28 protein-coding genes are annotated in these 25,532 nt (G+C 72.5%); 12 read left to right on the forward strand and 16 right to left on the reverse strand.

Annotated features, from left to right (window positions below; genetic code table 11):
• Positions 1 to 107: 107 nt before the first annotated feature.
• Positions 108 to 503: a RidA family protein gene (locus tag AC067M_RS08435; protein WP_478696430.1), complete on the reverse strand. Its 396-nt coding sequence runs from the start codon at positions 501 to 503 to the stop codon at positions 108 to 110.
• 136 nt (positions 504 to 639) lie between these two features.
• Here AC067M_RS08435 and AC067M_RS08440 point away from each other — a divergent pair, with 136 nt between their 5' ends.
• From AC067M_RS08440 to AC067M_RS08450, 3 genes are all read left to right on the forward strand, one after another.
• The gene (locus AC067M_RS08440; protein ID WP_478696214.1) at positions 640 to 1,611 is read left to right on the forward strand and encodes a helix-turn-helix transcriptional regulator; all 972 of its coding nucleotides are present in this window, start codon (positions 640 to 642) and stop codon (positions 1,609 to 1,611) included.
• Positions 1,612 to 1,700: 89 nt separating this feature from the next.
• Positions 1,701 to 2,063, forward strand: a complete 363-nt coding sequence (locus AC067M_RS08445) for a DUF1304 domain-containing protein (RefSeq protein WP_478696215.1) — start codon at positions 1,701 to 1,703, stop codon at positions 2,061 to 2,063.
• Complete coding sequence (locus tag AC067M_RS08450; RefSeq protein ID WP_478696216.1) at positions 2,060 to 2,623, forward strand: TetR/AcrR family transcriptional regulator; 564 nt, start codon at positions 2,060 to 2,062, stop codon at positions 2,621 to 2,623. Before AC067M_RS08445 ends, AC067M_RS08450 begins: the two co-directional genes overlap by 4 nt.
• 14 nt (positions 2,624 to 2,637) lie before the next feature.
• Here the strand turns inward: AC067M_RS08450 and AC067M_RS08455 are convergent, their stop codons facing one another.
• Positions 2,638 to 3,486 (reverse strand): hypothetical protein, encoded by an 849-nt coding sequence (locus AC067M_RS08455; RefSeq protein ID WP_478696217.1) that lies wholly within the window; start codon positions 3,484 to 3,486, stop codon positions 2,638 to 2,640.
• Between the two features lie 85 nt (positions 3,487 to 3,571).
• Positions 3,572 to 4,528, reverse strand: coding sequence for a GlxA family transcriptional regulator (locus tag AC067M_RS08460; RefSeq protein WP_478696218.1), 957 nt, complete (start codon positions 4,526 to 4,528; stop codon positions 3,572 to 3,574).
• 71 nt (positions 4,529 to 4,599) lie between these two features.
• On the opposite strand from AC067M_RS08460, the gene AC067M_RS08465 reads away from it, so the two are divergent.
• On the forward strand, positions 4,600 to 5,550 hold the full coding sequence (locus AC067M_RS08465) for an NADP-dependent oxidoreductase (protein ID WP_478696219.1): 951 nt from the start codon (positions 4,600 to 4,602) through the stop codon (positions 5,548 to 5,550).
• Between the two features lie 3 nt (positions 5,551 to 5,553).
• On the opposite strand, the gene AC067M_RS08470 is transcribed toward AC067M_RS08465, so the two are convergent.
• A complete protein-coding gene (locus AC067M_RS08470; RefSeq protein ID WP_478696220.1) occupies positions 5,554 to 6,660 on the reverse strand; it encodes an NAD(P)-dependent alcohol dehydrogenase in 1,107 nt (368 codons plus the stop codon).
• A 25-nt stretch (positions 6,661 to 6,685) separates the two neighbouring features.
• The gene (locus AC067M_RS08475; protein ID WP_478696221.1) at positions 6,686 to 8,140 is read right to left on the reverse strand and encodes an aldehyde dehydrogenase family protein; all 1,455 of its coding nucleotides are present in this window, start codon (positions 8,138 to 8,140) and stop codon (positions 6,686 to 6,688) included.
• Positions 8,141 to 8,255: 115 nt separating this feature from the next.
• Between AC067M_RS08475 and AC067M_RS08480 the strand changes: the two genes are divergently transcribed.
• Positions 8,256 to 8,693, forward strand: coding sequence for a MarR family winged helix-turn-helix transcriptional regulator (locus tag AC067M_RS08480; RefSeq protein WP_478696222.1), 438 nt, complete (start codon positions 8,256 to 8,258; stop codon positions 8,691 to 8,693).
• A gap of 150 nt (positions 8,694 to 8,843) precedes the next feature.
• The gene (locus AC067M_RS08485) at positions 8,844 to 9,224 is read left to right on the forward strand and encodes an anti-sigma factor antagonist (protein WP_478696223.1); all 381 of its coding nucleotides are present in this window, start codon (positions 8,844 to 8,846) and stop codon (positions 9,222 to 9,224) included.
• A gap of 51 nt (positions 9,225 to 9,275) precedes the next feature.
• Here AC067M_RS08485 and AC067M_RS08490 read toward each other — a convergent pair whose 3' ends face one another.
• A complete protein-coding gene (locus AC067M_RS08490; RefSeq protein WP_478696224.1) occupies positions 9,276 to 10,229 on the reverse strand; it encodes a ribose-phosphate diphosphokinase in 954 nt (317 codons plus the stop codon).
• A 194-nt stretch (positions 10,230 to 10,423) separates the two neighbouring features.
• On the opposite strand from AC067M_RS08490, the gene otr(A) reads away from it, so the two are divergent.
• Both otr(A) and AC067M_RS08500 read left to right on the forward strand, forming a co-directional pair.
• The gene (otr(A), locus tag AC067M_RS08495; RefSeq protein WP_478696225.1) at positions 10,424 to 12,310 is read left to right on the forward strand and encodes a tetracycline resistance ribosomal protection protein Otr(A); all 1,887 of its coding nucleotides are present in this window, start codon (positions 10,424 to 10,426) and stop codon (positions 12,308 to 12,310) included.
• 69 nt (positions 12,311 to 12,379) lie between these two features.
• Positions 12,380 to 13,042, forward strand: a complete 663-nt coding sequence (locus tag AC067M_RS08500) for a DUF4230 domain-containing protein (RefSeq protein ID WP_478696226.1) — start codon at positions 12,380 to 12,382, stop codon at positions 13,040 to 13,042.
• 69 nt (positions 13,043 to 13,111) lie between these two features.
• Here the strand turns inward: AC067M_RS08500 and AC067M_RS08505 are convergent, their stop codons facing one another.
• Genes AC067M_RS08505 through AC067M_RS08530 form a run of 6 tightly spaced genes read right to left on the reverse strand, consistent with a single transcriptional unit; the run spans position 13,112 to position 16,910 of the window.
• Positions 13,112 to 14,869 (reverse strand): complex I subunit 5 family protein, encoded by a 1,758-nt coding sequence (locus AC067M_RS08505; protein ID WP_478696227.1) that lies wholly within the window; start codon positions 14,867 to 14,869, stop codon positions 13,112 to 13,114.
• Positions 14,869 to 15,216: a sodium:proton antiporter gene (locus tag AC067M_RS08510; RefSeq protein WP_478696228.1), complete on the reverse strand. Its 348-nt coding sequence runs from the start codon at positions 15,214 to 15,216 to the stop codon at positions 14,869 to 14,871. Before AC067M_RS08510 ends, AC067M_RS08505 begins: the two co-directional genes overlap by 1 nt.
• Before the next feature lie 10 nt (positions 15,217 to 15,226).
• Positions 15,227 to 15,991, reverse strand: a complete 765-nt coding sequence (locus AC067M_RS08515) for an MnhB domain-containing protein (protein WP_478696229.1) — start codon at positions 15,989 to 15,991, stop codon at positions 15,227 to 15,229.
• Positions 15,988 to 16,248, reverse strand: coding sequence for a Na(+)/H(+) antiporter subunit B (locus AC067M_RS08520; protein ID WP_478696230.1), 261 nt, complete (start codon positions 16,246 to 16,248; stop codon positions 15,988 to 15,990). Before AC067M_RS08520 ends, AC067M_RS08515 begins: the two co-directional genes overlap by 4 nt.
• 30 nt (positions 16,249 to 16,278) lie before the next feature.
• On the reverse strand, positions 16,279 to 16,731 hold the full coding sequence (locus AC067M_RS08525) for a monovalent cation/H+ antiporter complex subunit F (protein WP_478696231.1): 453 nt from the start codon (positions 16,729 to 16,731) through the stop codon (positions 16,279 to 16,281).
• Positions 16,728 to 16,910 (reverse strand): hypothetical protein, encoded by a 183-nt coding sequence (locus tag AC067M_RS08530; RefSeq protein WP_478696232.1) that lies wholly within the window; start codon positions 16,908 to 16,910, stop codon positions 16,728 to 16,730. The genes AC067M_RS08525 and AC067M_RS08530 overlap by 4 nt, the downstream gene beginning before the upstream one ends.
• 210 nt (positions 16,911 to 17,120) lie before the next feature.
• On the opposite strand from AC067M_RS08530, the gene AC067M_RS08535 reads away from it, so the two are divergent.
• A complete protein-coding gene (locus AC067M_RS08535; protein WP_478696233.1) occupies positions 17,121 to 17,645 on the forward strand; it encodes a VanZ family protein in 525 nt (174 codons plus the stop codon).
• On the opposite strand, the gene AC067M_RS08540 is transcribed toward AC067M_RS08535, so the two are convergent.
• The 4 genes from AC067M_RS08540 to AC067M_RS08555 all read right to left on the reverse strand — a co-directional run bounded on the left by AC067M_RS08540 (position 17,623) and on the right by AC067M_RS08555 (position 22,362).
• Positions 17,623 to 18,060 (reverse strand): pyridoxamine 5'-phosphate oxidase family protein, encoded by a 438-nt coding sequence (locus AC067M_RS08540; protein WP_478696234.1) that lies wholly within the window; start codon positions 18,058 to 18,060, stop codon positions 17,623 to 17,625. The two genes, AC067M_RS08535 and AC067M_RS08540, sit on opposite strands and share 23 nt — an antisense overlap.
• Before the next feature lie 191 nt (positions 18,061 to 18,251).
• Positions 18,252 to 21,116, reverse strand: a complete 2,865-nt coding sequence (locus AC067M_RS08545; RefSeq protein WP_478696235.1) for an AfsR/SARP family transcriptional regulator — start codon at positions 21,114 to 21,116, stop codon at positions 18,252 to 18,254.
• A 91-nt stretch (positions 21,117 to 21,207) separates the two neighbouring features.
• A complete protein-coding gene (locus tag AC067M_RS08550) occupies positions 21,208 to 21,444 on the reverse strand; it encodes a hypothetical protein (RefSeq protein ID WP_478696236.1) in 237 nt (78 codons plus the stop codon).
• A gap of 102 nt (positions 21,445 to 21,546) precedes the next feature.
• Entirely contained in the window at positions 21,547 to 22,362 is an 816-nt protein-coding gene (locus AC067M_RS08555) for an SDR family oxidoreductase (RefSeq protein ID WP_478696237.1), read from the reverse strand.
• A gap of 151 nt (positions 22,363 to 22,513) precedes the next feature.
• Here AC067M_RS08555 and AC067M_RS08560 point away from each other — a divergent pair, with 151 nt between their 5' ends.
• The 3 genes from AC067M_RS08560 to AC067M_RS08570 are packed head-to-tail and all read left to right on the forward strand — an operon-like array spanning position 22,514 to position 25,484.
• The gene (locus AC067M_RS08560) at positions 22,514 to 23,551 is read left to right on the forward strand and encodes a PHP domain-containing protein (RefSeq protein ID WP_478696238.1); all 1,038 of its coding nucleotides are present in this window, start codon (positions 22,514 to 22,516) and stop codon (positions 23,549 to 23,551) included.
• A 46-nt stretch (positions 23,552 to 23,597) separates the two neighbouring features.
• Positions 23,598 to 24,263: an HAD family hydrolase gene (locus AC067M_RS08565; protein WP_478696239.1), complete on the forward strand. Its 666-nt coding sequence runs from the start codon at positions 23,598 to 23,600 to the stop codon at positions 24,261 to 24,263.
• Positions 24,264 to 24,293: 30 nt separating this feature from the next.
• Positions 24,294 to 25,484 (forward strand): FUSC family protein, encoded by a 1,191-nt coding sequence (locus AC067M_RS08570; RefSeq protein ID WP_478696240.1) that lies wholly within the window; start codon positions 24,294 to 24,296, stop codon positions 25,482 to 25,484.
• Positions 25,485 to 25,532 lie beyond the last annotated feature (48 nt).

The following is a 25,532-nucleotide window of genomic DNA, read 5'->3' on the forward strand; positions in this document are numbered from 1 at the left end:
GCAAAAAAAAAAAAAAAAACCTGGCGTTCCCCCCCCCCCCCCCCCCCCCCCCTTTTCCTCCTCCCCCCCCCCCCCCCCCCCCCCCCAGCACAGGTGGGGAGGTCGCATCACGCGACGGCGGTCCCCTCGAGCTCGACCATCTGGCCGGGGACGGCCAGCCGTGTCACCCCGAGCATCGTGGTGGTCGGTGCCACCCCGGCGGCACCCAACCGCGACGCCAGCACGCCGTAGTGCGGGAACAGCAGATCGACGTCGGTGGTGTAGACGTTGAGCCGGACGAGGTTCGCGAGGGACATGCCGGCCTCGCCGAGCACGGCCTCCAGGTTGTCTAGGCTCAGCGCCAACTGTGCGGCCATGTCACCGTCATGCTGGGGCTTGCCGTCGCCGCTCATCGCGGTCTGTCCGGAGCAGTACAGGGTCCGGGTGTGTCCGGAGACGATCTCACCCTGATTGAATCCCATTCCCACCGACCACGTCACCGGGTTGACCGCTGTTCGTTCCACTGCCACATCAGCTCCATTCGGTTCATCGGGAGTACGTACGTCCACCGGCGCGGTAGCCGCCCTCGTCGACGTCGGTGATCACGACCCTTCCAACAAATCACGACACCCTTGGTCATGTATTCGGTACGGTTCCCGCATGCGCGCCGATCGGCTGGTCTCGCTGGTCCTGCTGCTGCGTCAGCGCGGTCGGCTGACTGCGGACACGCTGGCCCGCGAGCTGGAGGTATCCACCCGTACCGTGCTGCGCGCCATCGAGGCGCTGTCCGCAGCCGGCGTCCCGGTCTACGCGGAGCGTGGCCGACACGGCGGGTTCGCGTTGTTGCCCGGTTTCCGGACCGAGCTCACCGGACTGAATCACGACGAGGCCCTTGCCTTGCTGACCGCCGGATCGGGGCGCGGCGAGCAGGCGTTCGGCCTCGGCTCGGCGCTCGCTTCGGCCATGCGCAAGGTGGTTGACGCACTGCCCGAAACCCATCGGGCCACCGCGAGCGACGCGGTCCAGCGATTTCTCGTCGAGCCGGAGACCGACCTGCTCTCACGTCGGCCGGTCACCGAGGAGGTGCCCGACACGACAATGATCGAGATCCGGCGCGCGGTACTCGCCGGACACAAACTGCGCATCCACTACGCGGCCGCGGACCAGACACCGCAGTGGCGCACGGTGGACCCGGTCGGCCTGGTCACCGTGCGCGACCGGGGCTACTTGCTGGCCACGAGATCCGGCGCGGACCGCACCTACCGGCTGTCGCGGGTGTCGGCCGCCGAGGAACTCCCCGAACCGGCACAGCGACCGAGCCGGGTCGATCTGGACCGGGTCTGGCGGGAACGCTGCGCTCAGTTCCTGTCCAGCGACCATCTCGTCGTGCTGTTACGGGTGAACCCGGAGCGGCGGGAGGACCTGCTGAGCACCGCGGTAGCCGTCCGCGCCGCAGAACCCGACGCGGACGGCTGGCTGCGGCTGGAGGTGACGTTCCAAGATCTACGACATGCCGAGTGGGCGCTGTGGCAGCTCAGCACGGACGCGGAAGCCTTGGCCCCCGCGTCGTTGCGCACCTCCCTGCGTAACCGCGCCACCACGCTGGCCACCCGCTACGGGGACTCATCCTGAGCGTTGGTTCCTGAACACGTGTCCAGCTATGCTCTGCATGCTGTCCTGGACACCTGTCCAGGAAGCGTGGGCGAAGGGCGGGGACGAGCATGGAGATCCTGGCGGGTGTGCTGGTCGGGCTGGTGGCCGTGTTGCATGGGTACATCCTGGTGATGGAGATGTTCCTGTGGCAGAAGAAGCCGGGGATGTCGTTCCACGGCTTCGACCCGGAGATGGCGCGGGCGACCGCGGCGATGGCGGCCAACCAGGGGCTCTACAACGGGTTCCTCGCGGCGGGTCTGGTCTGGGGGCTGGTCGCCGCCGACCCGACCGGCTTCCGCGCGCAGGTGTTCTTCCTGTCGTGCGTGATCGTCGCGGGCGTGTACGGCGCGGCCACCGCCAACCGGCGCATCCTGGTCGCGCAGGCGCTGCCGGGCGCGCTCGCCCTGACCGCCGTCCTGATCGCGCAGTGACGCGCGGCGCCCAGGAGGATCCGCGGGCCTCGCGCACCCGGGCGAGGCTGCGCGAGGCCCTGCTCGCCGAGTGCGCCGAGCGGCCCCTCGCGGAGGTCGGCGTGGCCGCGCTGGTGCGGCGCGCCGGGGTCGGCCGGGCCACGTTCTACGTCCACTACGCCGACCTGGAGGCCCTGGCCGTCGACGCCTGCGCGGACGTCGTACGCGAGGCGGTGGAGGCGCTGCACGCCTGGCGGGGCCGGCCCGACCCGGTGCACGCGCCGCCCGCGCTCGCGGAGTTCTTCGCCTCCCTCACCCCGCACGCCGGGCTGTACCGGGCCCTGCTGAGCCCGGGTGGCGGCGGCCCGCTCGGCCGGGTCCTGCACCGGGACCTGCGCGCCTACAGCCTGCGTGAACGCGAGCGCGCCGGCGCGGCGGACGCCCCGCTGGTCGCCTCGGCCGTCGCCGCCACCTTCGCCGGGGTGCTGGCCGACTGGCTGCACGGTCTCCTGGACGCGAGCCCCGAGGCCGTCGCCGACCAGGTCTGGCAACTCCTGGTCGCCCTGCACGCCAGTCGGTGAGGCGCGAGCGCGGCTCAGCGGCAGCCCGTGCCTTCCTTCACCAGCGGCCAGGCCTCGACGCCGTCGGGCGTGCGGACGTACGCCTTCGCCGGATCGTCCGTCAGCCACAACCGCCAGTCGCGGAACCGGTATCCGGTGTCGTGGGCGCCCACGGGCATCCGGACGTCCCCGTCGTACGGGGCGGTCAGCATGCCGGGTTCGAGGACGCCGTCGGGGTCGCGGGCGTACAAGCGGGCGTCCTCGCCCGCGCCGAGCTCCAGGAAGTGCGCCTCCTGCCAGTCGCAGTGGGCGGAGCCGGCCGAGCTGCTGATCCGCGTGGTCTGCACCCGGCGCCCGTGCTCGTCGGTCCAGATCTCGTACGGCAGTGAGTCGGTGAAGTCGGCGGGAAATTCGGCCGGGTTGCAGGACGCTGTCGTCTCGGGGCCCCAACCGGGAGCGCCCGCACGGTCCTTGGTGACCACGACGGCGACCTTGGTGCGGCCGCGGACGTCGAAGGAGTACAGCACCCGGTCGCCGTCCTCGCGCTCGACCCGGTAGCCGGACCGTGGGAGGTCGGGCTGGTCGATGTCGAAGTACAGCTTCAGGCCGTCCTCGGGAGTCTCCCCGCCGTCACCCTCGCTCCACCGCTCGCCCTCGCCACCCGAGTGGATCTCGCCGTCGCACTCCAGAGCCCGGCCCGCGGCCCCCGACTCGACGCGCATGGCACGCACGCTGTCCTCGTCCAGGTCCCGCGCGGGCACGTGCAGTGGTCCTGCGTACGGGGTCGCGGGCGGGGTGCCCTCGACCACCACGTCCTCCTCGCCGCCGCACCCCACCGCCGTCACGGCCAGCACTGTCGCCACCACCACGAACCCTCTGCGCATCCCCGCCCCTGTTCTCCGGTCGTCCCTGTGTTCCTTCGACGCCGCAGAGATCAGGAACGTTCACGGACGACGCGCTCGCTCCCCCTCAGCGCACCTCCTGGAACGTCCGCCGATACGCCTGCGGCGACACCCCGATCGCCGCGTGCAGATGCTGGCGCAGGGACGCGCCGGTCGCGAAGCCGACCTCGCCCGCGATCTGGTCCACGGAGAGGTCGCTGGCCTCCAGCAGGTGCCGGGCGTGGGCGACGCGCTGCTGGATCAGCCAGCGGCCAGGGCTGAGGCCCACCTCGTCGTTGAAGCGGCGGGCGAAGGTGCGCAGGCTCATCCGGGCGTGCGCGGCGAGGTCGGCCAGGCTCAGGGGTTCCCCGAGGCGCTGAAGGGCCCAAGCCCGGGTGGCGGCCGTGCTGGTGGCCGCCGACTCGGGCACCGGCTGCTCGATGTACTGGGCCTGGCCGCCGTCCCGGAACGGCGGGACGACACAGCAGCGGGCGACGGCGTTGGCGAGTTTGCTGCCGTGGTCCTCCCGCACGATGTGCAGACAGACGTCCACACCGGAGGAGGCCCCGGCCGAGGTCAGAATGCGGCCGTCGTCCACGAAGAGCACGCCCGGGTCGAGTTCGACGTGCGGGAACATGCTCCGGAACTGCTCGGCGAGCAGCCAGTGGGTGGTCGCCCGGCGGCCGTCGAGGAGCCCGGCGGCGGCCAGCACGAAGGCGCCGGTGCAGATGGAGACGATGCGTGCCTGCGCGGGGATGCGGGCGAGGGCGGCGGCGACCTCCGCGGGGAGTTCGGCGGTGACGCGGGCGGGCGAGATCGGCGCGACGACGACGGTGTCCGCGGTCTCCAGCACCTCGGGGCCGTGCTCGACGGTGACGCTGAAGTCGGCGTTGGTGCGCACCGGTTGGCCGTCGACGGTGCACGTCACCACCTCGTACCGGCCGTCGGTCGTGCCGAAGATCCTGCTGGGGATGCCGAGCTCGAAGGCATAGACCCCGTCGAGGGCCAGGACGACAACTCGCTCCGGGCGCTTGCGCGTTCGCATGGCACGATCCTAGCGAAGGTTGGCCATCGTGCCATTTTCCCCATGGTCGTTCCCGGGCAGGCTTGGTCACCATGAGCGATGTGAACACGATGCGCGCGATCAGTCAGGACGTCCTCGGCGGTCCCGAGGTGCTGAGGCAAGTGGAGCTGGAGCGGCCCGCGCCGCGAGCGAACGAGGTACTGGTCCGGGTACGGGCCTCGGGGGTCAACCCCACCGACTGGAAGCACCGAGCCCTCGGCGTCTTCCTCGGCTCGCCGCCCTTCGTCCTGGGCTGGGACGTCTCCGGTGTGGTCGAGGCGACGGGGTTCGGCGTGGCCGCCTTCGCACCCGGCGACGAGGTCTTCGGCATGGTGCCCTACCCGTACGGCCACGGTGCGCACGCCGAGTACGTCACCGTCCCGGCCCGGGCGCTGGTGCACAAGCCCGCCGCGATCGACCATGTGCAGGCCGGCGCGCTGCCGCTGGTCGCGCTGACGGCGTGGCAGGCGCTGGTGGAGACGGCCGACGTGCGGCCGGGGCAGCGCGTGCTGATCCACGCGGCGGCCGGCGGGGTCGGGCACGTGGCCGTGCAGATCGCCAAGGCGCGCGGGGCGTACGTCATCGGCACGGCGAGCGCGGGCAAGCACGACTACCTGCGGGAACTGGGCGTGGACGAGGCGATCGACTACCGGGAGACCGACTTCGAAGAGGCCGTCAAGGACGTCGACGTGGTGCTGGACGCCATCGGCGGTGACCACGCGGTGCGCTCGCTGCGGGTGCTGCGCCCGGGCGGGGTGGTGGTGTCCATCCTGCCGGTCGGGTCGGAGGAGTTCTCCGAGGAGGCCGAGCGGCTCGGCGTCCGGGCGGCCTTCATCCTGGTCGACGCCGACCGCGCCGGCATGCTGGCGATCGCGGAACTTGTCGAGGCGGGGAAGCTGCGCCCCACGATCGCGGGGACGTTCCCGCTGGCCGATGCCGCCGAGGCACACAGGCTCGGCGACACCGGCCGGACCACGGGGAAGCTGGTCCTGACGGTCGACTGACGGTCAGAAGGTCAGGACCGGCTTGATCGTCTTGCCCGAGGTCATGTCCTGGACCGCCTGGCCGATGTCCGCGAAGGCGTACGTGCCGATCAGGCGGTCCAGCGGGAGCCGTCCTTCCTTGACGAGCTTGACGAGGGCAGGGATGAAGCTCTGGGTCTCGCTGTCGCCGAGGGTGAGACCGACGACCTGCTTGCCGCCGAGCATCCCGTTGACGTCCAGGGCGACTTCGGTGCCGAAGGCCGGTGCGCCGACGATGACCAGGGTGCCGCGGGCGGCCAGCGCGTCGACGCCCTGGCGCAGGACGGCCACGTTGCCCGTGGTCTCCACGATGCCGTCGGCGCCCTGGCCGGCGGTGATCTCGGCGATCGCCTCACCGAGGACGGCCTGACCGGCGTCGACGGTGTGGGTGGCGCCCAACTCCCTGGCCAGGTCGAGGCGTTCGGCGACCCTGTCGACGGCGATGATCGTTGTGGCCGGGGTGAGCGCGGCCGCCATGACCGCCGACAGACCGACCGCACCGGCACCGAGGACGACGACCGTGCTGCCGGTCGCCGGCTTCAGTACGTTCCAGACGGCGCCTACTCCGGTCTGTACTCCGCATCCCAGCGGGGCGATGGACTCCAGCGGGACGTCGGGGTCGACCTTGACGAGGCTGCGCTCGTCGACCAGTGCCCGCTCGGCGAACGAGGACTGGCCGAAGAAGTGGCCGCCGAGCGGCTCGCCCTCGCGGCTGACCGTGGCCGTGCCGTCGGCGCGCCGTCCGCCGAGCAGGTTCAGCGGCAGCCAGCCGGCGCAGTAGGCGGGGTGGCCGCCGTCGCAGTTGCGGCAGTCGCCGCAGGAGGTGAAGGACAGCACGACGTGGTCGCCGGGGGCCACTGCGGTGACGGCCGAACCGACCGCCTCCACGACCCCCGCGCCCTCGTGGCCGAGGACGCCGGGCAGCGGGAAGGGCAGTCCGCCACTCGCCACACTGAGGTCGGTGTGACACAGGCCGGCGGCCACCAGGCGGACGACCGCCTCGTTCGGGGCCGGGTCGTCGAGGACGACGTCGGAGAGGGTGAAGGGGGCGCCGCCGGACTCGACGACTGCGGCGCGGGTGGTGAGGGGCATCGCGGGAACTCCTGGGCTGGGGCGCTCAGTCGAGCGAGACGACGACGGACTTGACCTTGGTGTAGGAGGCGAGCGCCTCCGGCCCGTACTCGCGGCCGAAGCCGGAGTCCTTGACACCGCCGAAGGGGACGGCGGGGTCGAGCATCGCCCAGTCGTTGACCCAGACGATGCCCGCCTGGAGCCGGTCGGCGACGCGGTGGGCGCGGGCGAGGTTCCTGGTCTGGACGCCGGAGGCCAGACCGTACGGCGTGGAGTTGGCGAGGGCGACGGCCTCGTCCTCGGAGTCGAAGGGCTGGACGGTGAGGACCGGGCCGAAGATCTCCTCCTGGACGACGCGGGAGTCGTTGGCGAGGTCGGCGATGACGGTGGGCTTGTAGTAGTAGCCGCCGTCGAGGTCGAGCCGCTCGCCGCCGCAGACGATGCGGGCGCCCTCCTTGCGGGCGATGTCGACGTACTCCTCGACCTTGCGCAGGTGCTTCTCCGCCGCCATCGGGCCGACGACGGTCTCGGGCTGTCGCGGGTCGCCGACGGGTACACCGGGGACGGCCTCGGCGAGGATGCCGAGCAGGGTGCTGTAGACGGAGCGCGCCACCAGCAGGCGGGGGCCGCCCATGCAGAACTGGCCGGTGTTGAAGACGAAGCCCTTGATGATCGCGCCGACGGCCTTCTCCAGGTCGGCGTCCTCGAAGACGATGTGGGCCGCGTTGCCGCCGAGCTCCATGGTGACGGGCTTGAGGTTCTCACCGGCGATGCTCGCGGCGTGCCGGCCGATCGCGGTGGAGCCGGTGAAGGCGATCTTGTCGACGCCGGGGTGGCGCAGCAGTGCCTCGCCGGCCACCGGGCCCGCGCCGGTGACGACGTTGACCACGCCGTCGGGTACGCCGGCCTTCTGGAGGAGCCCGGCCATGTACAGGGCGCTGAGCGGGGTCTCGTCGGCGGGCTTGTGGACGACCGTGTTGCCGGCGGCGAGGGCCGGGGCGAGCTTGGAGCCGGCGAGGATCAGCGGGAAGTTGAACGGGGTGATCGCGGCGACGACGCCGAGCGGGCCGCGCTTGGTGTAGGCGTGGGCGTTCATGGGGGTGTCGCGCTGCGCGCCGTCGAGGGTGTAGGCGAGGGAGGCGTAGTACTCGTAGTCGTTCGCCGCGTTCGTGACGTCGACGGCGTGGGCCAGTGAGATCGGCTTGCCGACGTCGAGGCTCTCCAGGCGCGCGATGTCGTCGGCGTTCTCGCGGATCAGCTGGGCCACGCGGTGCAGGACGCGGCCCCGTTCGCGGCCGCTCAGGCCGGACCACTGCCCGGCATCGAAGGCCTCCCGGGCCGCGCGCACCGCCGCGTCCACGTCGGCGGCGCCCGCCTCCGCGACGGTGGTGACGACCGCGCCCCGGGACGGGTCGACCACCTCGCTGCGCGCTCCGTCGGCGGCCTCGCGCCACTGTCCACCGATGAACAGTCGGCCGGGTTCCATCTCGAAGGTGGTCATCACCACTCCTCAGCGTCGTCGCTAAGATTTCAACCAACAGGTTTCCTGTTGTTTCGCCGTCTGGTGCGCAGTCTCATTACAGTCAGGTTTCCTGTCAATGGTCTACGCTCTGTTCATGCTCGGCACTCAGGAAACCAAGGCACCTCCGTCGCTGCTCTACATGGTGAAGCAGGTGGAGCTCGTCGTGCGCTCCCACCTGGACGAGCTGGTCAGACCCTCCGGCATCACCGCCCTGCAGTACACCGCGCTCACCGTGCTGGAACGGCACGACGGACTGTCCGCCGCGCAGCTCGCGCGCGACTCGTTCGTCACCGCCCAGTCCATCGCAGATCTCGTCCGCTCGCTCGAGGGCCGCGAGCTGGTGCGCCGGGAGCGCAATCCGCGCAACCGACGGGAGCTGCTGATCCTGCTCACCGACGACGGACGCGAGCTGCTCGCGCGTCACGCGGGGCCGGTGCGGGAGCTGGAGGAGCGGATGGTGCGGGACCTCACGGCGCACCAGGCCGAGCAGCTCCGACAGGCCCTCACCAAGGCCTGGCACGCACTTTCTTAACGCTGTGAACAAAACCTTGAAGGAGTCGGTCGCAAATCGAAGACATATGTCAACCGAACATGCTCAAATTCACTGCATCGGGGGTAACTTGCTGGGCGGGGGGCTGCTCGGCGCACCCCGCTGTCGGAGCAGGTTGGAGGCGATGTCGTCGTGCGGCAGGAACCGGCGGCGCCCACCCGGCATCTCCGTGTGCACCGGGACCGCGGACACACGGTGCTGGAGTTCCGCGGTGAGATCGACATCGTCGCCGCCGTGGAGATCGTCCCGCACCTGGACGACGTGACGGCGGGTCCCGACCCCCGGGTGGTCATCGACCTGACCCGGGTCGACTTCTTCGACTGCTCCGGGCTGCGCCTGCTGTACCGGGCCCGCAGCCGGGTGCTAGAGCACGACGGGCGGCTGCTCCTCGTCTGCACCCACCCGCTGACCCTGCGCGTCCTGCGGGTCACCGGCCTGAGCCGCCTGCTGCCCCCGCACCCGACGCTGGACGCGGCCCTCAGCCGCCCCGAGGCCACGTCCGGCACGTTATGACCGCGCCCTCGACCTCGGTGCCCTCGACCTCGCCGCCCGCGCCGCCCTCGGCTATCCGGCCGTCGGCGGGTCGAACAGGGCGCTGACGGACTCACCGTTGTGGATCCGGCGCACGGCCTCGGCGAGCGCCGGGGCGATGGACAGGATCCGCAGCTTGTCGGTGTGCTCCTCCTCGGGCACCGGCACCGTGTTGGTGCACACGATCTCCAGGACGTCCGGCTGCTCGCTCAGCCGCTTGAGCGCCCCCGCCGCGAACAGGCCGTGCGTGCACGCCACCCGGATCGAGCGCGGACCCAACTCCCGCAGCCGGTCCAGGAGTTCCAGGACGGTACTCCCCTTGGCGATCTCGTCGTCGAGGACGATCACGTCCCGCCCCGCGACCTCGCCTATCACCGCGCTGATGCTGACCCGGTCGTCCGCGAACCGCTGCTTGGCACCCGCCGCCACCTGCGCGCCGATCAACCGGGCGAACGCGGCCGCCTCCTTGGCGTTGCCGAGGTCCGGCGAGACGACGGTGGTGCGCGTGAGGTCGTACTGCCGGAAGTGCGCGGCCAGCTCGCGATGGGCGTGCAGATGGTCCACCGGGACCGAGAAGAAGGCGTGCACCTGCGGCGAGTGCAGCGTCATCGCGAGGACGCGACGCGCGCCCGCCGCCACCATCAGGTCGGCGACCAGCCGGCCGCCCAGGGAGATGCGGGGCGCGTCCTTCTTGTCGGAGCGGGCGTAGGAGTAGTGCGGCATGACGACGGTGATGCGTCCCGCGGACGCCCCGCGCGCAGCGTCGCACATCATCAGCAGCTCCACCAGGTGCTCCTGCACGGGCCGCACCAGCGGCTGGATCAGGAAGACGTCCCGCTCCCGGCAGTTGGCCTGGAGCTGGATCTCCAGGCAGTCGTTGGCGAACCTGCTGACCCGGGTCGGGCTGAGGGGCACGCCCAGATGGGCGCAGACCTCGGCGGCAAGTTCGGGGTGGGCACTACCGCTGAACACGGCGATGTCTCGCACGATCCGCTCCTCGCATGATCACGTCCGGGCGACCTCATGCTACGGACCCGGAAAACTCGTTGCGGCCCACCCCGGACCTTGCGCCATGATGGTGCCGTCCGCATTCCCTCACGTCAGGATCACCCGCATGCGCCGACTCCTCGAAAACACCCGGCTCCCCCACTGGACGACGGTTCTCGAGGACGCGACCACGCATGCAGACCCTGAACATCGGAATTCTGGCCCACGTCGACGCCGGTAAGACCAGCCTCACCGAGCGGCTGCTGTTCGACCACGGCGCCGTCGACCGCCTCGGCAGCGTCGACGGCGGTGACACCCGCACCGACGACGGGGCGATCGAGCGACAGCGCGGCATCACCATCCGCTCGGCCGTCGCCGCGTTCACCGCGCACGGCACACAGATCAACCTCATCGACACCCCCGGGCACTCCGACTTCATCGCCGAGGTCGAGCGCGCCCTGGAGGTACTGGACGGCGCGGTCCTGGTGCTGTCCGCGGTGGAGGGCGTGCAGGCGCAGACGCGGGTGCTGATGCGGACCCTGCGGCGGCTGCGGCTGCCCACGCTGGTCTTCGTCAACAAGATCGACCGCCCGGGCGCCCGCGCCGACGGCCTGCTCGCCGACATCCGGCGCCGACTCACCCCGCACGTCGTCCCGCTGACGCGGGTCACGGGCATCGGCACCCCCGACGCCCGCGTCGCGCCCCGCCCCCTGACCCAGCAGGCCGCCGAAACCCTCGCCGAGGTCGACACCGACATCCTCGCGGCGGTCGTGGACGGCCCCGCCCCGACCCCGGACACCCTGCGCGCCGCGCTCGCCGCACGCACCGCCGACGGCTCAGTGCACCCCGTGTACTTCGGCTCGGCCCTCGGCGGCCAGGGCGTCGCCGAGCTCGTCGAGGGCCTCGTCCGACTGGTCCCCGAACCCGAACCCGCCCCCGCGCCCGAGGCACCGACCGGCGCCGCCCCGCGCGGCACGGTGTTCGCCGTACGTCCCGGACCCGGCGGCGAGCGGACCGCGTATCTGCGGCTCTACGACGGTGAGGTGACGCAGCGTCAGCGGCTGACCTTCCTGCGCCGTGAGGCCGACGGCCGGACCACCGAGGTCCCCGGACGGGCCAACCGCCTGGAGGTGATCGGCCGCCCCGGACCGCTCACCGGCGGCAACATCGCGACCCTGACCGGGGCCTCCGGTCTGCGCGTGGGCGACCGGCTCGGCGAACTCAGCGACCGGGCACCGCACTTCGCGCCGCCGACCCTGGAGACCGTGGCCCGGGCCCGCCACCCAGAACAGGCGGCGCGGCTGCGCTCCGCCCTGCTGGCCCTGGCCGACCAGGACCCCCTGCTGCACGCCCGTCCCGCGGCCGACGGGGCCACCGCACTGCTGTTGTACGGCGAGGTCCAGCTGGAGGTGGTCGCGGCGACCCTCGCCCAGGACTTCGGCATCGAGGCCGAGTTCGAGCCCGGCCGGGTCCGGTTTCTGGAGCGGCCGGCCGGGACCGGCGAGGCGTGGGAGGAGCTGCCGTGGCTCGACCACACCAGGTACTGGGCGACGATCGGGCTGCGCGTCGAGCCGGGACCGCACGGCTCCGGCGGGGTGTTCACGTACGAGACGGAACTCGGGGCGCTGCCCCGCGCCTTCCACCAGGCCATCGAGGACACCGTGCACAGCACCCTGCTGAGCGGACCGCACGGCTGGGCCGTCACCGACTACCGCGTCACCCTGATCCGCTCCGGCTTCTCCGCCCCCCTGAGCACCGCGGCCGACTTCCGCGGTCTCACCCCGATCGTGCTGCGACGGGCGCTCGCGCGGGCGGGGACCCGGGTGTACGAGCCGTACCACGCCTTCGAGACCGAGGTCCCGCCGGACGCGCTGGCCCCCGTGACCGCTCAGCTCGCCTCCTTCGGAGCGGAGTTCAAGGAGACGACGGGCGGATCGACGGCGTGGGTGATCACCGGGGAGCTGCCCGCCCGGCACGTGCGCGAGGTCGAGCTGAGGCTGCCGGGCCTCACCCACGGCGAGGGCGTGTGGTGGTCCCGCCCGTCGGGGGATCGTCCGGTCCGGCGGCCCGTGCGCGCATGATCGGTCAAAGCGGCGGTCTGGCGGGGGCGTTGCGGGGGCATCCGCTCTGTAGGAAGGAGGGCCGTCGCCATGACGACTCCCATCAGGCGCGTGTCCAGGCGGATGCCCGGCTGGGCGAAGGTCGTGAGTGCCGTCGTGATCGTGCTCGTCGTGTTCTTCGCCGGGATCCGGCTGAGTGTGCTCCCCGGTCTGAAGGACCTGTTCGGCACGGAGACCCACGACCGCTCCGGGCCCGCGCTGCTCGAGTCCATCCAGGACATCAGCCGCTACGACGCGGCCTCCGGCAACTTCCAGGTCGTCGTGGACCTGGAGAAGGACGCCAAGTTCCTGCCCGACGCGATCCGCGGCTCCCGCACCCTGTACGTCGGGGCGGGCACCGTCGACGCCTACGTCGACCTCGGCAAGGTCGGCAAGAACGACGTGACGGTCGACGACGACCGTACGTCGGCCTCGCTCCGCCTGCCCCACGCCCAGCTCGGCAAGCCGGCGCTGGACACCGATCGCTCGTACGCGGTGTCCAAACAGCGTGGTCTCCTCGACCGACTCGGCGACTTCTTCTCGGACAACCCCAACAGCGAACAGGCCGTGCAGAAGCTCGCGGTACGGCACATCGGGGAGGCGGCCAAGGAGAGCGAGCTGACCAAGCGTGCCGAGACGAACACCACCAACATGCTCGAAGGCCTGCTGCGCTCCCTCGGCTTCAAGGAGGTGAAGGTCTCCTTCGACGCCTGATCATCCGGCCCGGGTGCTCAGGCGCCTCAGGCGCCTCAGGTGCCTCAGGGCCTCAGTGCCTCAGGTACCTCAGGTGCCGAGCACGCCCGGCAGGGCGAGGGCGCCGACCAGTGCGGCGCCCACCAGCAGCCATGCCACGTAGTCGCCGATGTGCCCGGACTGCAGGCGCCTGAGCGGCAGCGCCCGGTCCGGTGCGGCGAGCAGTCCGGGCCGGGTGACGGCCACGGCGGCCAAGGCCACGGCCAGCAGGGTGGACAGGACGCCCAGCAGGGCTCCGGTCAAGGTCCGATGCACGGCGGCGGGCGCTCCCCCGGACCCGGCCTCGTTCACGGCGTGCGCCACGACATGGGCGAGTCCGGGGGCCGTGCCGACGGCCAGCGCCCCGGCCAGCAGCACCGCCGGGACCGCGGTCATGGTGTCGGGGATCCGGGTCAGCCGCTCCCGGGTCTCGGGCTCCTCGCCGGTGCCGGTCGTCTCGTACTCCTCCTCCTGGGGCGGGGGCCCCAGGCCGAGGAACACCCGTGCGGCGACCCGCAGGACGGCTCCCGCGGTGACCGCCGACGCGAGGACGTACAGCAGCGTGAGCGGCCCGCCCACGGCCTCCTCGGTGACCGCCTTGCCGAGTGCCGTGCCGAACGGCGGCAGCCCCGCGAGGCCGAGGGCTCCGACGGTGAACATCACGGCGACGCCGCGCAGCCCCCGGGCCCGCCCGTGCAGCGCGCGTTCGTCGACGCTGCCGTAGCGGTCGAGGAGGATGCCCGCGCAGGCGAACAGGGCCGCCTTCACGCCCGCGTGGCCGAGGACGTACAGCGCGATGCCGTCGTCAGCCTCCGGCTCGAGCGCGCCGATACCGATGAGGAACAGACCCGTGTGGGCGACGGTCGAGTAGGCGAGGAGCCGTTTGATGTGCCGCTGGTACCAGCACATGACGGCGCCGATCACGGCGGTGAGGGCGCCCAGCACGATCAGTACCCGCTCCAGGTCGGCCACCGGGATGCCGCCAGGCCCGGAGAAGACGGTGTTGTAGACGCGCCAGACGCCGTACACGCCGAGTTCGACCATGACGCCGGACAGCAGCATGCACACGGGGGTGGGGGCGACGGCGTGCGCGTCCGGCAGCCAGAGGTGGAAGGGCACGGCGGCGGACTTGACCAGCAGGCCGGTCAGGACGAGGACGAAGGCCGCGAGCACCAACGCGTCGGGGCGGCCGTGCGCGTCCAGGCCCCGCCCGATGTGTGTCATCGCCAGCTCGCCGGTGCGCCCGTACAGCAGGCCGATGCCCATCAGCATCGCGTACGCGCCGAGGGAGTTGACGACCGCGAAGGTCAACGCGCCCTGCACGGCCTTGGGTTCGTCGATGCGGTAGCCGGTGAGCGCGAAGGCGACGACGCTCATCAGCTCGAAGAACACGAAGGCGTCGAAGAGGTCCCCGGCGATGGCGAAGCCGCACATGCCCGCCTGGAAGACGAGCATCAGTGCCGGGAAGGAGCCCGCGTGCCGGCGGGGCGGTTCCTCGAAGTAGTGCCAGGAGTACACCAGCGCGGACAGTGTGAGCAGCGAGGCGAGCGCGGCCATCCCGAGGCCTGGCCCGTCGCCGACCACGACGATGCCGACGCTGCGGCTGTTCACCGGCTGCCAGGCGCCGACCCACTCGACCATGGGCGGCGAGCAGTCGAGGAGGAGGACGAGCGCGAGCGCGGCCGTGCCGGCGGAGACCGCGCAGCCGATCGTCTCGGCGGCGGCCCGGGGCAGCAGGCGGCCCCCGGCGACCAGCAGCCCCGCCCCGAGGAGGGGAACGGCGACGAGCAGGGGCAGAAGGTGGTTCATCAACCGCGCAGCTCCGAGAGCTCGTCGGGATCGACCGTCCCGTGCCGCTTGGCGACCTGCACGACGAGGGCGAGCAGGAGGGCGGTGACGGTGGCGCCGACGACGACGTCGGTCAGGGCCAGGGCCTGGACGACCGGGTCGACCACAGGCCGCGAGCCGGGCTTGATGTCGGAGAAGACGGGGGCGGTGGCTCCGTCGCGGTAGCCGACGGCCAGCAGCAGGACGTACGTGCCGGACTGGCAGACGGCGAGACAGCCGACGGCGTGGATCAGGTTGCGGCTGGTGGCGAGACCGTAGCAGCCGACGAGGAAGATCCAGACGGCGACCAGGTACGGCAGTACGTCCATCACGGCACTCTCACCTTGCCCTCTCCCCCCTTCCCCTCTCCCCGTTGTCCTTCTCGATCTCGACGGCCTGGTCCAGGAAGCGGGCGAGCAGGACGACGACCGCGCAGGCGACCTCCATGCCGATGGCCGCGTTCAGCAGCGGCACGGTGCCGCCGGAGGACAGCGTGTTGAAGGTGCCGTACGGCAGCAGTGTGTTGGCGAGGAAGGCGGTGCCGACGAGGACGGCCGCGAGGCCGGTGACCAGGTAGGCGGAGGCGGCGAGCGCGTCGCCGACCTCGAACAGGCCGATGGGCCGGACGCGTTCCAGAGCGCGGTAGTCGGCGCCCAGATACAGCAGGTGCAGGGCGGTCGCGGCGACCACGCCGCCCTGGAAGCCGCCGCCGGGGCTGAGCTGCCCGTGGGCGATCACATAGAGGCCGGTGAGCAGGGCGGCGGGCAGGACGAGCAGGGCGTAGCCGCGTACGGGCCGGGCGACCTCGGCGGGTTCGGGCGGGGCGCGGTGTTCGTCGCGGGTCTGCCGCAGCAGGACGACGCAGCCGAGCACGGCGGCGAACAGGATGCTCATCTCGCCGAGCGTGTCGAAGGCGCGCTGGTCGAAGTTGACGGAGGCGATGGTGTTGGCGGTGTGCCGGGAGAGCGACGCCCGTACGGCCCGGTCACCGTAGGGGTGCCGGTCGCCGCCGAAGCCCGGCAGGTCGAAGCAGGCGGCCACCAGCAGGGCGGCGAGCCCCGCGCCGCCCGCGTACACGAGCCACAGCCGCAGGCGCCGGTTCACGAGCGCGGCTCCTTCTCGCGTGCGCGCCGCCGCACCTTGCGGACCGTCAGCAGCAACAGCAGCGGCGTGACGGCGGATCCGACGGCCAGTTGCGACAGGCCCACGTCGGGCGCCTGGAGCACGGTGAAGAGGACGGCGAGCACGACACCGAGGACGGACAGGACGAGGGCCTGTCGCTCCGGGTCGCGCGTCGCGACGGCGACGGTCGCGGCAGCGGCCACGGTGAGCAGGGCCACGACGATGACGGCGTCGGTCACGACACACCTCGTCGCGGTCCGCTCACAAGCTCAGCCACGGCGGACCCCGCTGAACCCGCCCGAGAGGGCCCGGGAGGCGACGACGTTGCCGCCGATCAGCAGCGCGCCGGTGACCAGGAGCTTCGCCGTCCCGCGGCCCGGTGCGGTGACCGCGCACAGGACGGCCACCACGACCGTGCCGAGGCCCGCGACCGCCCAGGTCGCTCGCCAGGCACGCGGTGGCTCCCCGGCGAGTTCGTCGGCCAGGAGCCGGGCGAAGACGAGGGTGCCGACCGGGCCAAGCAGTGCGAGGACCAGGGCGACGTCGAGGTAGGCGGGGCGGTCGTAGCCCTGGGCGAGGAGCAGCAGGGCGGGGCAGGCCAGGGCGGTGGTCAGGTTCTGGGCGATCACGCGGCGGCGCAGTGGTCCGGTGGCGACGCCCCACAGGGTCGCCCCCACTCCCCCGGCCAGGACCAGTGTCGCGGCGAGGATCCAGCCGTTCACCGGTCGGTCACCGCCCGCCGTGCGCCTCGGGCCGCGAGAGCGCCGACGGCCGCGGCGCCCGCGCCCACCGCGAGTTCCAGCGTGTCCACGGTGCTGATGAGGACCAGCCACAGCGCGGCGAGGGAGGCCCACCAGCCCAGCAGTTCGGCCGCTGTGAGGAGCGTCGTACGCCGGTCCATGCGCCACCTCCTCGGCCTCGCTCTTTCGGGCATCCAAGCACCGCGCCCGTCCCGGGGTGTGGCGGCGCGCGCGGGTCTCCACCGGAGTGCCCCGAGCGCAGGAACGGAAACCGGGTACCCGGCAGGGCCGGGGCGAGCGGCTGTGGACTGGTCACCGCTTTCCGGGGTAACAGCTTTACAACGCAGGGAAGTTGAAGTCTGGAGAACCTTATGGTCCGCTCTGTCTTGCGCCTGCGCACCACCAAGTCGGCCACGTCCGGCCAGGCGTCGAAACCGCCCCGCGAGGCCCGTCGGCGGCTCCCCTTGCCCCTCCGCCTGTTGGCGACACTGCTGGCGTTCGCCTTCATGCTGGCGTTCGCCGTGGTGCTGGCCCGGCTCACGCTCCAGCCCTCCCCCGCGTCGCAGGCGCTGACGCACACCAACCTGCACCCGGGCCGTTCCCTGAGGGCCTACCTGGACCAGCCCGCGCTGCGGGACGCGGTCAAGCAGATCGGCGGGAACGTGCTACTGGGCGTGCCGTTCGGCGTCCTGTTGCCGGTCGTGGCACCCAGGACGCGCGGCTTCCTGCGGGTGCTGGCCCTGACCGCACTCGTGATGCTCCTGGTGGAGTGCGCCCAGGGCGCGCTGGTCACGGGGCGCGCCTTCGACATCGACGACGTCATCCTCAACACGACGGGAGCGCTGATCGGTTACCTCCTGCTGGGCCGTCGGCTCAGCCGGGCGGTGCATAGCTGAGGTCCGTCGCCGTGAGCGACGCGGGAGCCAGGTGCAGCCAGGCCGTGCCGCGCTCGACGGGATCGTCGTACAGGTACCGGACGAACCGCTCGTCCCACCGGCTCTCGTCCGTCCCCAGGTAGCGGACGAGCTTGCGTCGCCCTCTGTCCACGTCGAAGGGAACGAGCCGCGCGCGGCCGCGGGCGATCACCTGGCGGACCAGGCCCGTCGTGAGGTCGCATGCGTCGACGACGAGCGCGACCCGGGGATCCTCCTGGACACGTGCGTACATCCGGGTCCAGGGGCCGGTCAGGGTCCAGAACGCCCCGTCCTCCCAGAGGTACCAGACGGGGCGCACCGTCGGCCCGTTGGTCGCCAGGCGCGCGGTGAGGGGTTGCCGCAGAAAGTCGTCCACGTCGAACGGTGGTTGTGTCATGCCACCATCATGATCGCGTCACACAGGCCGTACCGGCATGGCCGTACCAGCATGGCCGTACCAGCATGGCCGTACCAGCATGGCCGTACCCTAGCAGTGCTAGACAACCAAGTACTGACATGATTCGCATCGTCCGCGTCGGCATCATCGTCCTGGCGTTCGCCCTGTTCGCCGTCGTGCTCGTCTGAGGCTCATCCGACGCCGAGCGGGTTCGCGCCGAGCTCCCGGAGCCGGGCGCGGGCCCGCTCGGCGTCGGGGTGGGCGAGGTCGGTGAGGATCGTGAGGGCGCTGTGCCAGGCGGCGCGGGCGGCCTCGTGGTCGCCCGTCGCCCGGTGGGTGTCGCCGATGCGGATGAGGGATCCGGCCTCCTCGGCGGGCACGCCCACCTCCCGGTACAGGGCTAGTGCGTTGCGGTAGCCGACGAGGGCCTGCGCGTGGTCGCCGAGGTGGTGGTGGGCGTAGGCGATGCTGTCCCAGGTGGCGGCCTCGCCGATGCGGTTGCCGAGCTCCTGGAGCATGGTCAGCGCCTCGTGGCAGTACCTGAGTGCCTGTCGGTACTCCCCGAGTGTCGCGTGGCTCCAGCCGACCGCGTTGAGGGCGAGCGCCTGCGCGGCCGGTGCGTCAGTGGTCCGGAACAGCTCCAGGGCCAGCTCGTAGTGCCGGAGCGAGTCACGGAGGTCACCCCGCTGCTCGGCCTGCCAGCCGAGGACCAGGTGGACATATGCTCTCCCGACGTCGTCTCCCAGCCCGGTGAAGAGGTCCAGGGCGCGGTCCAGGTGGGGAGCGGCTTCGTCGCGCAGCCCCAGCCGGACCTCCACGCGGCCAAGTCCGCGCAGGCCGTGTGCTTCCAGGAGGGGGTCGGACAGCCGCAGGGCCGCGTCGAGCACGGTCCGCTGGACGGCCAGCCAGTCGTGCCAGTGCCCCTGACGGTCGAAGAAGCGCTCCAGGGACGAGACGAGCAGGCAGGCGAGGCGCCCCGCTCCGGAGCGCGCCGCGGCGTCGATGACGGCGAACAGAACCGCGTACTCGGCCGTGAGCCAGGCCAGAGCCTGCTCGGCGTCGGCGAGCGGCTCGGGGACGGTCCCCGCCGGGGGTGGCGCGAGCGGCAGCGTGTGATCCTGCGGTGCGATCAGCAGACGGGCGGCGTGCGCGGTGTGCAGATAGTGCTCGAACAGCCGGTCCACGGCCTCCCGGCGGTCGGCCTCGCTGTGCTGGGTGTGCGCGAGTTCGGCGGCGTAGGAGCGGAGCAGGTCGTGGAAGGCGTACCGGCCGGGGGTGGGCTCGTTGACGAGGTGAACGCCGGCGAGCTCGGTCAGCAGCAGCCGTGCCTGGCGTACCGCGAGCCCGGCGAGGGCCGCCGCGGCCGGTGCGGTGAAGTCCGGGCCCGGGTGCAGTCCGAGCAGCCGGAAGAGGCGGGCGGCGGCGGGCGAGAGGGCGCTGGAGGACCAGGAGAAGACCGCGCCGACATCGGCGGACGTGTCGGCCCGGGTGAACGCGTCGAGGCTGCCGTGCGCCGCCCGCAGCTCGGCCGCGATGGCCGACAGTGAGAAGTGCGGGTGGGTGGCCGCCCGGGCGGCGACACAGGCCAGGGCCAGGGGCAGTCCGGCGCACAGCGCGGTGATCACCGCGACCGCGTCCGGCTCGGCGGCGACCCGCTCGGCGCCCAGGCGGCGGACGAGGAGTTCTCGCGCCTCGTCGGTGTCGAGCTGACGCAGCGTGAGGGAATGGGCCCCGTGGGCCGCCACCAGACCGGGAAGCTGGTTGCGGCTGGTGACGATGGTGAGGCTGCCGGGCGTGCCGTGCAGCAGCGGCCGTACGTGGTCGGCGTCCCGCGCGTTGTCGAGCAGGACGAGGTACCGGCGCCCCGCCAGCAGGCTCCGATACAGGGCGGCCCGCGCGTCCGGGCCGTGCGGGACACGTTCCGGCGGCACCCCGAGCGTGTCCAGGAAGTCCCGGACCGCTTCGTCGGGGCTCATGACCGCCCCGGACGTGTCGAAGCCCCGCAGGTTGACGTAGAGCTGCCCGTCGGGGAAGCGGCCGGCGACCCGGTGGGCCCAGTGCACGGCGAGCGTCGTCTTGCCGATCCCGGCCATGCCGCCGATGGCGCTGATCACCACCGTCCCGGTCGGCTGTGCGTCGCTCGGCAGCAGCGCGAGCACCTCGTCCAGTTCGGCCCGCCGTCCGGTGAACGTCGGCAGGTCGTGCGGCAGTTGCGTGGGGATGGGAAGCGAGGCCGCCCGCGCACCGACGGGATCCGCGGAGCCCGTCGGGCCTCCGGACCCTGTGGCTGCCGTGTCGCCCAGCGCCGTCCGGTGGGCGTCGCGCAGCTCCGGTCCCGGGTCGATGCCCAACTCGTCGGCGAGCCGGGCCGACACGGTGTCGTAGGTGTGGAGCGCCTCGGCGCGTCGGCCGGTGGCTGCCAGGGTGAGGATCAGCCTGGCCAGCAGGGGTTCGTCCAACGGGCTGTCGGCAGCGGCCTCCCGGAGCCGGGGCAGGGCCACGTCCGGGGCGCCCGCGCTCAGCGCGACATCGGCGGTCTCCTTGACGGTCGCGAGACGCTCACCGCTCAGTGAGCCGAACGCGGCGTGGGCGCGCGCCTCGGCGGGGATCCCGGAGGCGACCGGTCCCCGCCACAACGACAGCGCCTCGGTGAGGAGTTCCACGGCCCGTGCGGGCGCCCCGTCCAGAACCGCCCGCTGTGCCTCGGCCCGCAGCGCGCGGAACCGCAGCAGGTCCAGGGAGTCGGCGTCGGTCAGCAGCCGGTATCCGCCCGCGCCCCGCAGGAGCCAGTGGCCGCTCGCCCGGGTGGGCAGGCCGGGCTCCAGCAGACGGCGCAGCGACCCGACATGCCGACGGACCACGTTGACGGCGCTGTCCGGGGGGCACCGGCCCCACAGCACGTCGACGATCTCGCTCACGGCGACCGGTTGCCCCGCCCGCACCAACAGCAGTGCCAGCAGCGCCCGTTCCTGCGGTCGTCCGGGTTCCAGTTCCGTCCCCGCCCGCCAGACCCGAACCGGTCCGAGGACCGCGAACCGCACCGACTCCGGCGCCACTCGTCCCCCTCTGGTCTTCCACCCCGGCAGGCACCTTACGTCATGCGGAATGCGACCCTGGGTTACAAGGGCTCGGGCTCGGACCCCTCGCTCAGTGGCGGGTCCAGGTGAACTTGTCGCCGCCCACCCACCGGACCACATCCGGATCGTCCAGGTCGTGGACGGTGATGCCGAAGGCGGCGGCCGCCTCCAGCACGTCGGTCACGGCCCTCGCGAAACCGACTACTTGGCCGTCGATCTCGACGATGCGGAACGGCGGCGTGCCCGGCTGCACCCCGAGCACCAGGATCCGCGGGTTGGTGATGTGCGGGCTCGCGCTTTCGGTCATGAATAGAGCGTAGAGCGCAAACCGCGCGAGTGGCGCGTACGGGGCATCCCGGCGGCGGAGCGACCACCGCCGCCCCGGCGGCCCGTGCCCGCGATCGCGGGCTCAGGGGCGCCGCCAGTCGTCCCGCTCCAGGTGCGAGCCCGCCTGGGGGCCCATGCGCAGCATTCCGCCGTCGACGGACCAGGAGGCGCCGGTGACGTACGAGGCCTCGGGGCCGGCCAGGAAGGCGATCACGGCGGCGACCTCGCGGGCGTCCCCCGGGCGGCCGAGCGGCACGCCGGGGCGGGGCTTCGACTCCACGTCGACGTCCTCCTGCCCGGTCATGGGCGTGGCGATCTCACCGGGCGCCACCGCGTTGACGGTGATGCCGTACTCGGCGAGCTCCAGGGCCATGACCTGGGTGAGCAGGCCGAGCCCGCCCTTGGCCGCGCAGTACGGGGCGGCGCCGACGCGCGGCTGGTGCTCGTGGACGGAGGTGACGTTGACGATCCGGCCGCCGTCGCCCTGCTGGATCATGTGCCGCGCCGCCTTCTGCCCGCACAGGAAGGGGCCGACGAGGTCCACGTCGAGGACCTCGCGCACGGTGTCGAGCTCCAGGTCGACGAAGGGCGTCATGGTGCCCGTGCCGGCGTTGTTGACGAGGACGTCGATGCGGCCGAGGCGGTCGCACAGCTCGTCGACCGTGCCGGCGGCGACGGGCAGCCGGGTGAGGTCCATCTGGGCCACGACGGCCCGCTGCCCGTGGGCGCGGACCTCGTCGGCGGTCTCCTCGGCGCCCTTGAGGTCGCTGTGCCAGGTGATGCCCACGTCCATCCCCGCCCGGGCCAGTCGGACGGCGGTGGCGCGGCCGATGCCGGAGTCGGCTCCGGTGACCAGGGCCACCTTGGTGCGTGCGACGGGGACGGACACCGAGGACATGGCCTACACCTCACGGATACACGGAAGGGGACGACGCTCGCAGTACCCGGGTGCGGAGGGGACAAACCGCGTGCTCGCCGTGCGTGCCGGGTGGGGCTGGGGAACTCTGGAGCCAGAGAAGCGCCCGCTGAGATCGGAGTCGGAGGTGGCGATGGATCCCGTCCGGGCCCTGGACCGGATCGCCTTCCTGCTGGAGCGGTCCCTGGCACCGACGTACCGCGTCCAGGCCTTCCGCACCGCGGCCCGCATGCTGTCGCGGCTGCCCGAGGGCGAGCTGGAGGAGCGGGCGCGGGCAGGCACGTTGGAGGCGCTCAAGGGCGTCGGCCCGAAGACCGCGCAGGTGGCGCGCGAGGCGCTGGAGGGGCGGGTCCCCGCCTACCTGGAGAAGCTGGAGGTCGAGGCCGGGGGCCCGCTGGCGCAGGGCGGCGAGGAGCTGCGGGCGCTGCTGCGCGGGGACTGCCATGTGCACTCCGACTGGTCGGACGGCGGTAGCCCGATCGAGGAGATGGGCCGGGCGGCGGCCGCGCTCGGACACGAGTGGGCGGTGCTGACCGACCACTCCCCGCGGCTGACGGTGGCCCGCGGTCTGTCGGCGGAGCGGCTGCGGGAGCAGCTGGACGTGGTGGAGCGGCTCAACGCGACCTGGGCGCCGTTTCGGCTGCTGACCGGCATCGAGTGCGACATCCTCGACGACGGCTCCCTCGACCAGGACCCGGAGCTGCTCGAACGGCTCGACGTCGTGGTGGTGTCGGTCCACTCCAAGCTGCGTATGGAGGCGCGGGCGATGACCCGCCGCATGGTGGCCGCCGTACGCAACCCGCACGCCGACGTCCTCGGGCACTGCACGGGGCGGCTGGTCAGCGGGCGGGGACGACCCGAGTCCGAGTTCGACGCGGACGAGGTGTTCGCCGCGTGCGCGGAGTCGGGCACCGCCGTCGAGATCAACAGCCGCCCGGAGCGCCTCGACCCGCCGAAGCGGCTGCTGCGCCGGGCCGTGGAGGCGGGCGCGCTGTTCTCGGTCGACACCGACGCGCACGCGCCGGGCCAGCTGGACTGGCAGGTGCACGGGTGCGCGCGGGCCGAGGAGTGCGGGGTGCCGGCCGAGCGGGTGGTCACCACGTGGTCGGCTGACGAGCTGCTGGCGTGGACGCGGGAGGGGCGTACGCCGGCCGGAGTGGGCGGGCGCTGACGTGGTACTCGGTTCGACACGAGAGCAGGAAGGGGAGTTTTCGACCATGCCGAGCAAGCGGCGGGCGGCCGTGTTCGATGTCGACGGGACCCTCGTCGACACCAATCACCTCCATGTGACCACCTGGTGGGAGGCCTTCCGGCAAGCGGGCCACCGGGTGCCGATGCACGCCGTCCACCGGGCCGTGGGGCTCGGCTCGACGGACCTGATCGCCCACCTGCTGGGCGACGACCGCGACGCGGAGCGGGACGCGGAGCTCAGCGCCGCCCACAAGGCCCTCTACGGCCAGTACTTCGACCGGCTGCCCGCCCTGCGGGACGCCGGGCAGCTGCTGCGGCGCCTGCACAAGGACGGCTGGCGGGTGGTCCTGGCCACCTCCGCGAGCGGCGCGGAGCTGTCGGCGCTGCGGCGCGCGATCGATGCCGACGAGGCCATCACGGCGACGGCAAGCGCCGACGACGTCGAACAGGGCAAGCCCGCGCCGGAACCCGTCGAGCACGCCCTGGAGCTGGCGGGGGTCCCCGCCGAGCGTGCCGTGTTCGTCGGCGACACCGTGTGGGACATGCGGGCCGGCCGCCGGGCCAAAGTGCGCTGCGTCGGCGTCCTGTGCGGCGGCATCCCGCGCGCCGACCTGGAGGAGGCCGGTGCGGAGGTGATCTACGACGACCCCGCCCACCTGCTGGCGTCCCTCCAGGACAGCCCCCTGGCATGACACGCCGGAATCGGGGGACACCAGCAGTTCATGACGCGTGTGAGTGATGAGGTACGGCTGCGGGATCGCCCCCTGAGCGGTACTGGACCGGTGGACTTCGTACGACGGGAGGCACGCGCCGTGGGCCGGGCGGCCCGGGCGGCCTGGCGCGAACCCGGCCGGGAGCGCGACCTGGTCGTGCAGTCGCTGAAGGCGGCGGGGGCCGCGCTGCTCGCCTGGTACCTGGGGGGCGTCCTGCTGGGCGACCCGCTGGCGCTGATGGCGCCCTGGGTGGCGCTGGCGCTGGTGCAGGCCACGGTGTACAGCTCGCTGCGGCAGGCGGCGCAGCAGTTCACGGCGATCTGTGTGGGGGCGCTGCTCGCCTCGACGGCACAGGTGGTCGCCGATGACACGACGGGCGCGCTGGCGCTGTGCCTGCCGCCTCTGATGCTGCTGGCGAACTGGCCCCGGTTCGGGGACCAGGGTGTCTACGCGGCGACCACGGCGCTGTTCACGCTCGCCTCGGGCACGGCGGTCACGGTGCCGGCGGTGACGCACCGGGTGGGGGAGGCGGCGCTCGGCGCGGTGATCGGTGTGGCGGTCAACGCGTTCGTGCTGCCGCCGGTGCACCTGCGGGACGTGCGGGAGAACCTGGTGGCGCTGGCCCGGGAGGTGGGGGATGTGCTGTACGCCATCGCCGGCGGGCTGCGGGAGGGCGAGTGGGACGCGGCGACGGCCGCCGAGTGGTCACAGGCGGCCGCCCGGCTCGAACGCCGGAACAACGGGCTGCGCTCGGCGCGCTCCTGGAGCCGGGAGAGCCTGCGCCTGACGGCCGGCCCGCTGCGCGCGCTGCACCGGGCGCCGCTGGACGTGCCGCCGGAGTCGGAGGACGGGCGCTGGAGCCGCGTCACCGCGCATGTGACGGTGCTGACCCGCACCCTCGCGGTGTCCGTCGACGACGACCGCTCCCCCGCCCCGCCGGACGGCTCGGCGCTGCGGGAGTACGCCCGTCTGCTGGAGCTGATCGGAGACGCCTGCCACGAGTCCGCCGAGGGCGGTTCGCGGGCGGCGCTGGAGGAGCTGCGGGACCTGCACGGCCGCCTGCAGCGCAGTCTGCGCCACCACGCGGAGGAGGACGGCGCGGCCAGTACGGCGGTCCTGGGCACGCTGTTGCTGGAGGCGGAGAACATCTGGTCGGAGGTGGCGCCGAAGGAGAACTCACCGGAGGGGGACGGGGGGTGACACGCGTCACGGCACAACGGGCGGGGGGCGGGGAACACGTACCAGTGG

The organism is Streptomyces sp. NPDC043427 (genome assembly GCF_056436655.1).

Bases quoted from the DNA above. Each gene is read 5' to 3' on its own strand.
- AC067M_RS08505 (WP_478696227.1), bottom strand. From the start codon at position 14,869: ATGAACCACCTTCTGCCCCTGCTCGTCGCCGTTCCCCTCCTCGGGGCG.
- AC067M_RS08560 (WP_478696238.1), top strand. From the start codon at position 22,514: ATGGATCCCGTCCGGGCCCTGGACCGGATCGCCTTCCTGCTGGAGCGG.
- AC067M_RS08465 (WP_478696219.1), top strand. From the start codon at position 4,600: ATGAGCGATGTGAACACGATGCGCGCGATCAGTCAGGACGTCCTCGGC.
- AC067M_RS08530 (WP_478696232.1), bottom strand. From the start codon at position 16,910: ATGGACCGGCGTACGACGCTCCTCACAGCGGCCGAACTGCTGGGCTGG.
- AC067M_RS08455 (WP_478696217.1), bottom strand. From the start codon at position 3,486: ATGCGCAGAGGGTTCGTGGTGGTGGCGACAGTGCTGGCCGTGACGGCG.
- AC067M_RS08555 (WP_478696237.1), bottom strand. From the start codon at position 22,362: ATGTCCTCGGTGTCCGTCCCCGTCGCACGCACCAAGGTGGCCCTGGTC.
- AC067M_RS08540 (WP_478696234.1), bottom strand. From the start codon at position 18,060: ATGACACAACCACCGTTCGACGTGGACGACTTTCTGCGGCAACCCCTC.
- AC067M_RS08475 (WP_478696221.1), bottom strand. From the start codon at position 8,140: ATGACCACCTTCGAGATGGAACCCGGCCGACTGTTCATCGGTGGACAG.
- AC067M_RS08440 (WP_478696214.1), top strand. From the start codon at position 640: ATGCGCGCCGATCGGCTGGTCTCGCTGGTCCTGCTGCTGCGTCAGCGC.
- AC067M_RS08570 (WP_478696240.1), top strand. From the start codon at position 24,294: ATGACGCGTGTGAGTGATGAGGTACGGCTGCGGGATCGCCCCCTGAGC.
- AC067M_RS08445 (WP_478696215.1), top strand. From the start codon at position 1,701: ATGGAGATCCTGGCGGGTGTGCTGGTCGGGCTGGTGGCCGTGTTGCAT.
- AC067M_RS08535 (WP_478696233.1), top strand. From the start codon at position 17,121: ATGGTCCGCTCTGTCTTGCGCCTGCGCACCACCAAGTCGGCCACGTCC.
- AC067M_RS08565 (WP_478696239.1), top strand. From the start codon at position 23,598: ATGCCGAGCAAGCGGCGGGCGGCCGTGTTCGATGTCGACGGGACCCTC.
- AC067M_RS08460 (WP_478696218.1), bottom strand. From the start codon at position 4,528: ATGCGAACGCGCAAGCGCCCGGAGCGAGTTGTCGTCCTGGCCCTCGAC.
- AC067M_RS08550 (WP_478696236.1), bottom strand. From the start codon at position 21,444: ATGACCGAAAGCGCGAGCCCGCACATCACCAACCCGCGGATCCTGGTG.
- AC067M_RS08470 (WP_478696220.1), bottom strand. From the start codon at position 6,660: ATGCCCCTCACCACCCGCGCCGCAGTCGTCGAGTCCGGCGGCGCCCCC.
- AC067M_RS08480 (WP_478696222.1), top strand. From the start codon at position 8,256: ATGCTCGGCACTCAGGAAACCAAGGCACCTCCGTCGCTGCTCTACATG.
- AC067M_RS08510 (WP_478696228.1), bottom strand. From the start codon at position 15,216: ATGGACGTACTGCCGTACCTGGTCGCCGTCTGGATCTTCCTCGTCGGC.
- AC067M_RS08500 (WP_478696226.1), top strand. From the start codon at position 12,380: ATGACGACTCCCATCAGGCGCGTGTCCAGGCGGATGCCCGGCTGGGCG.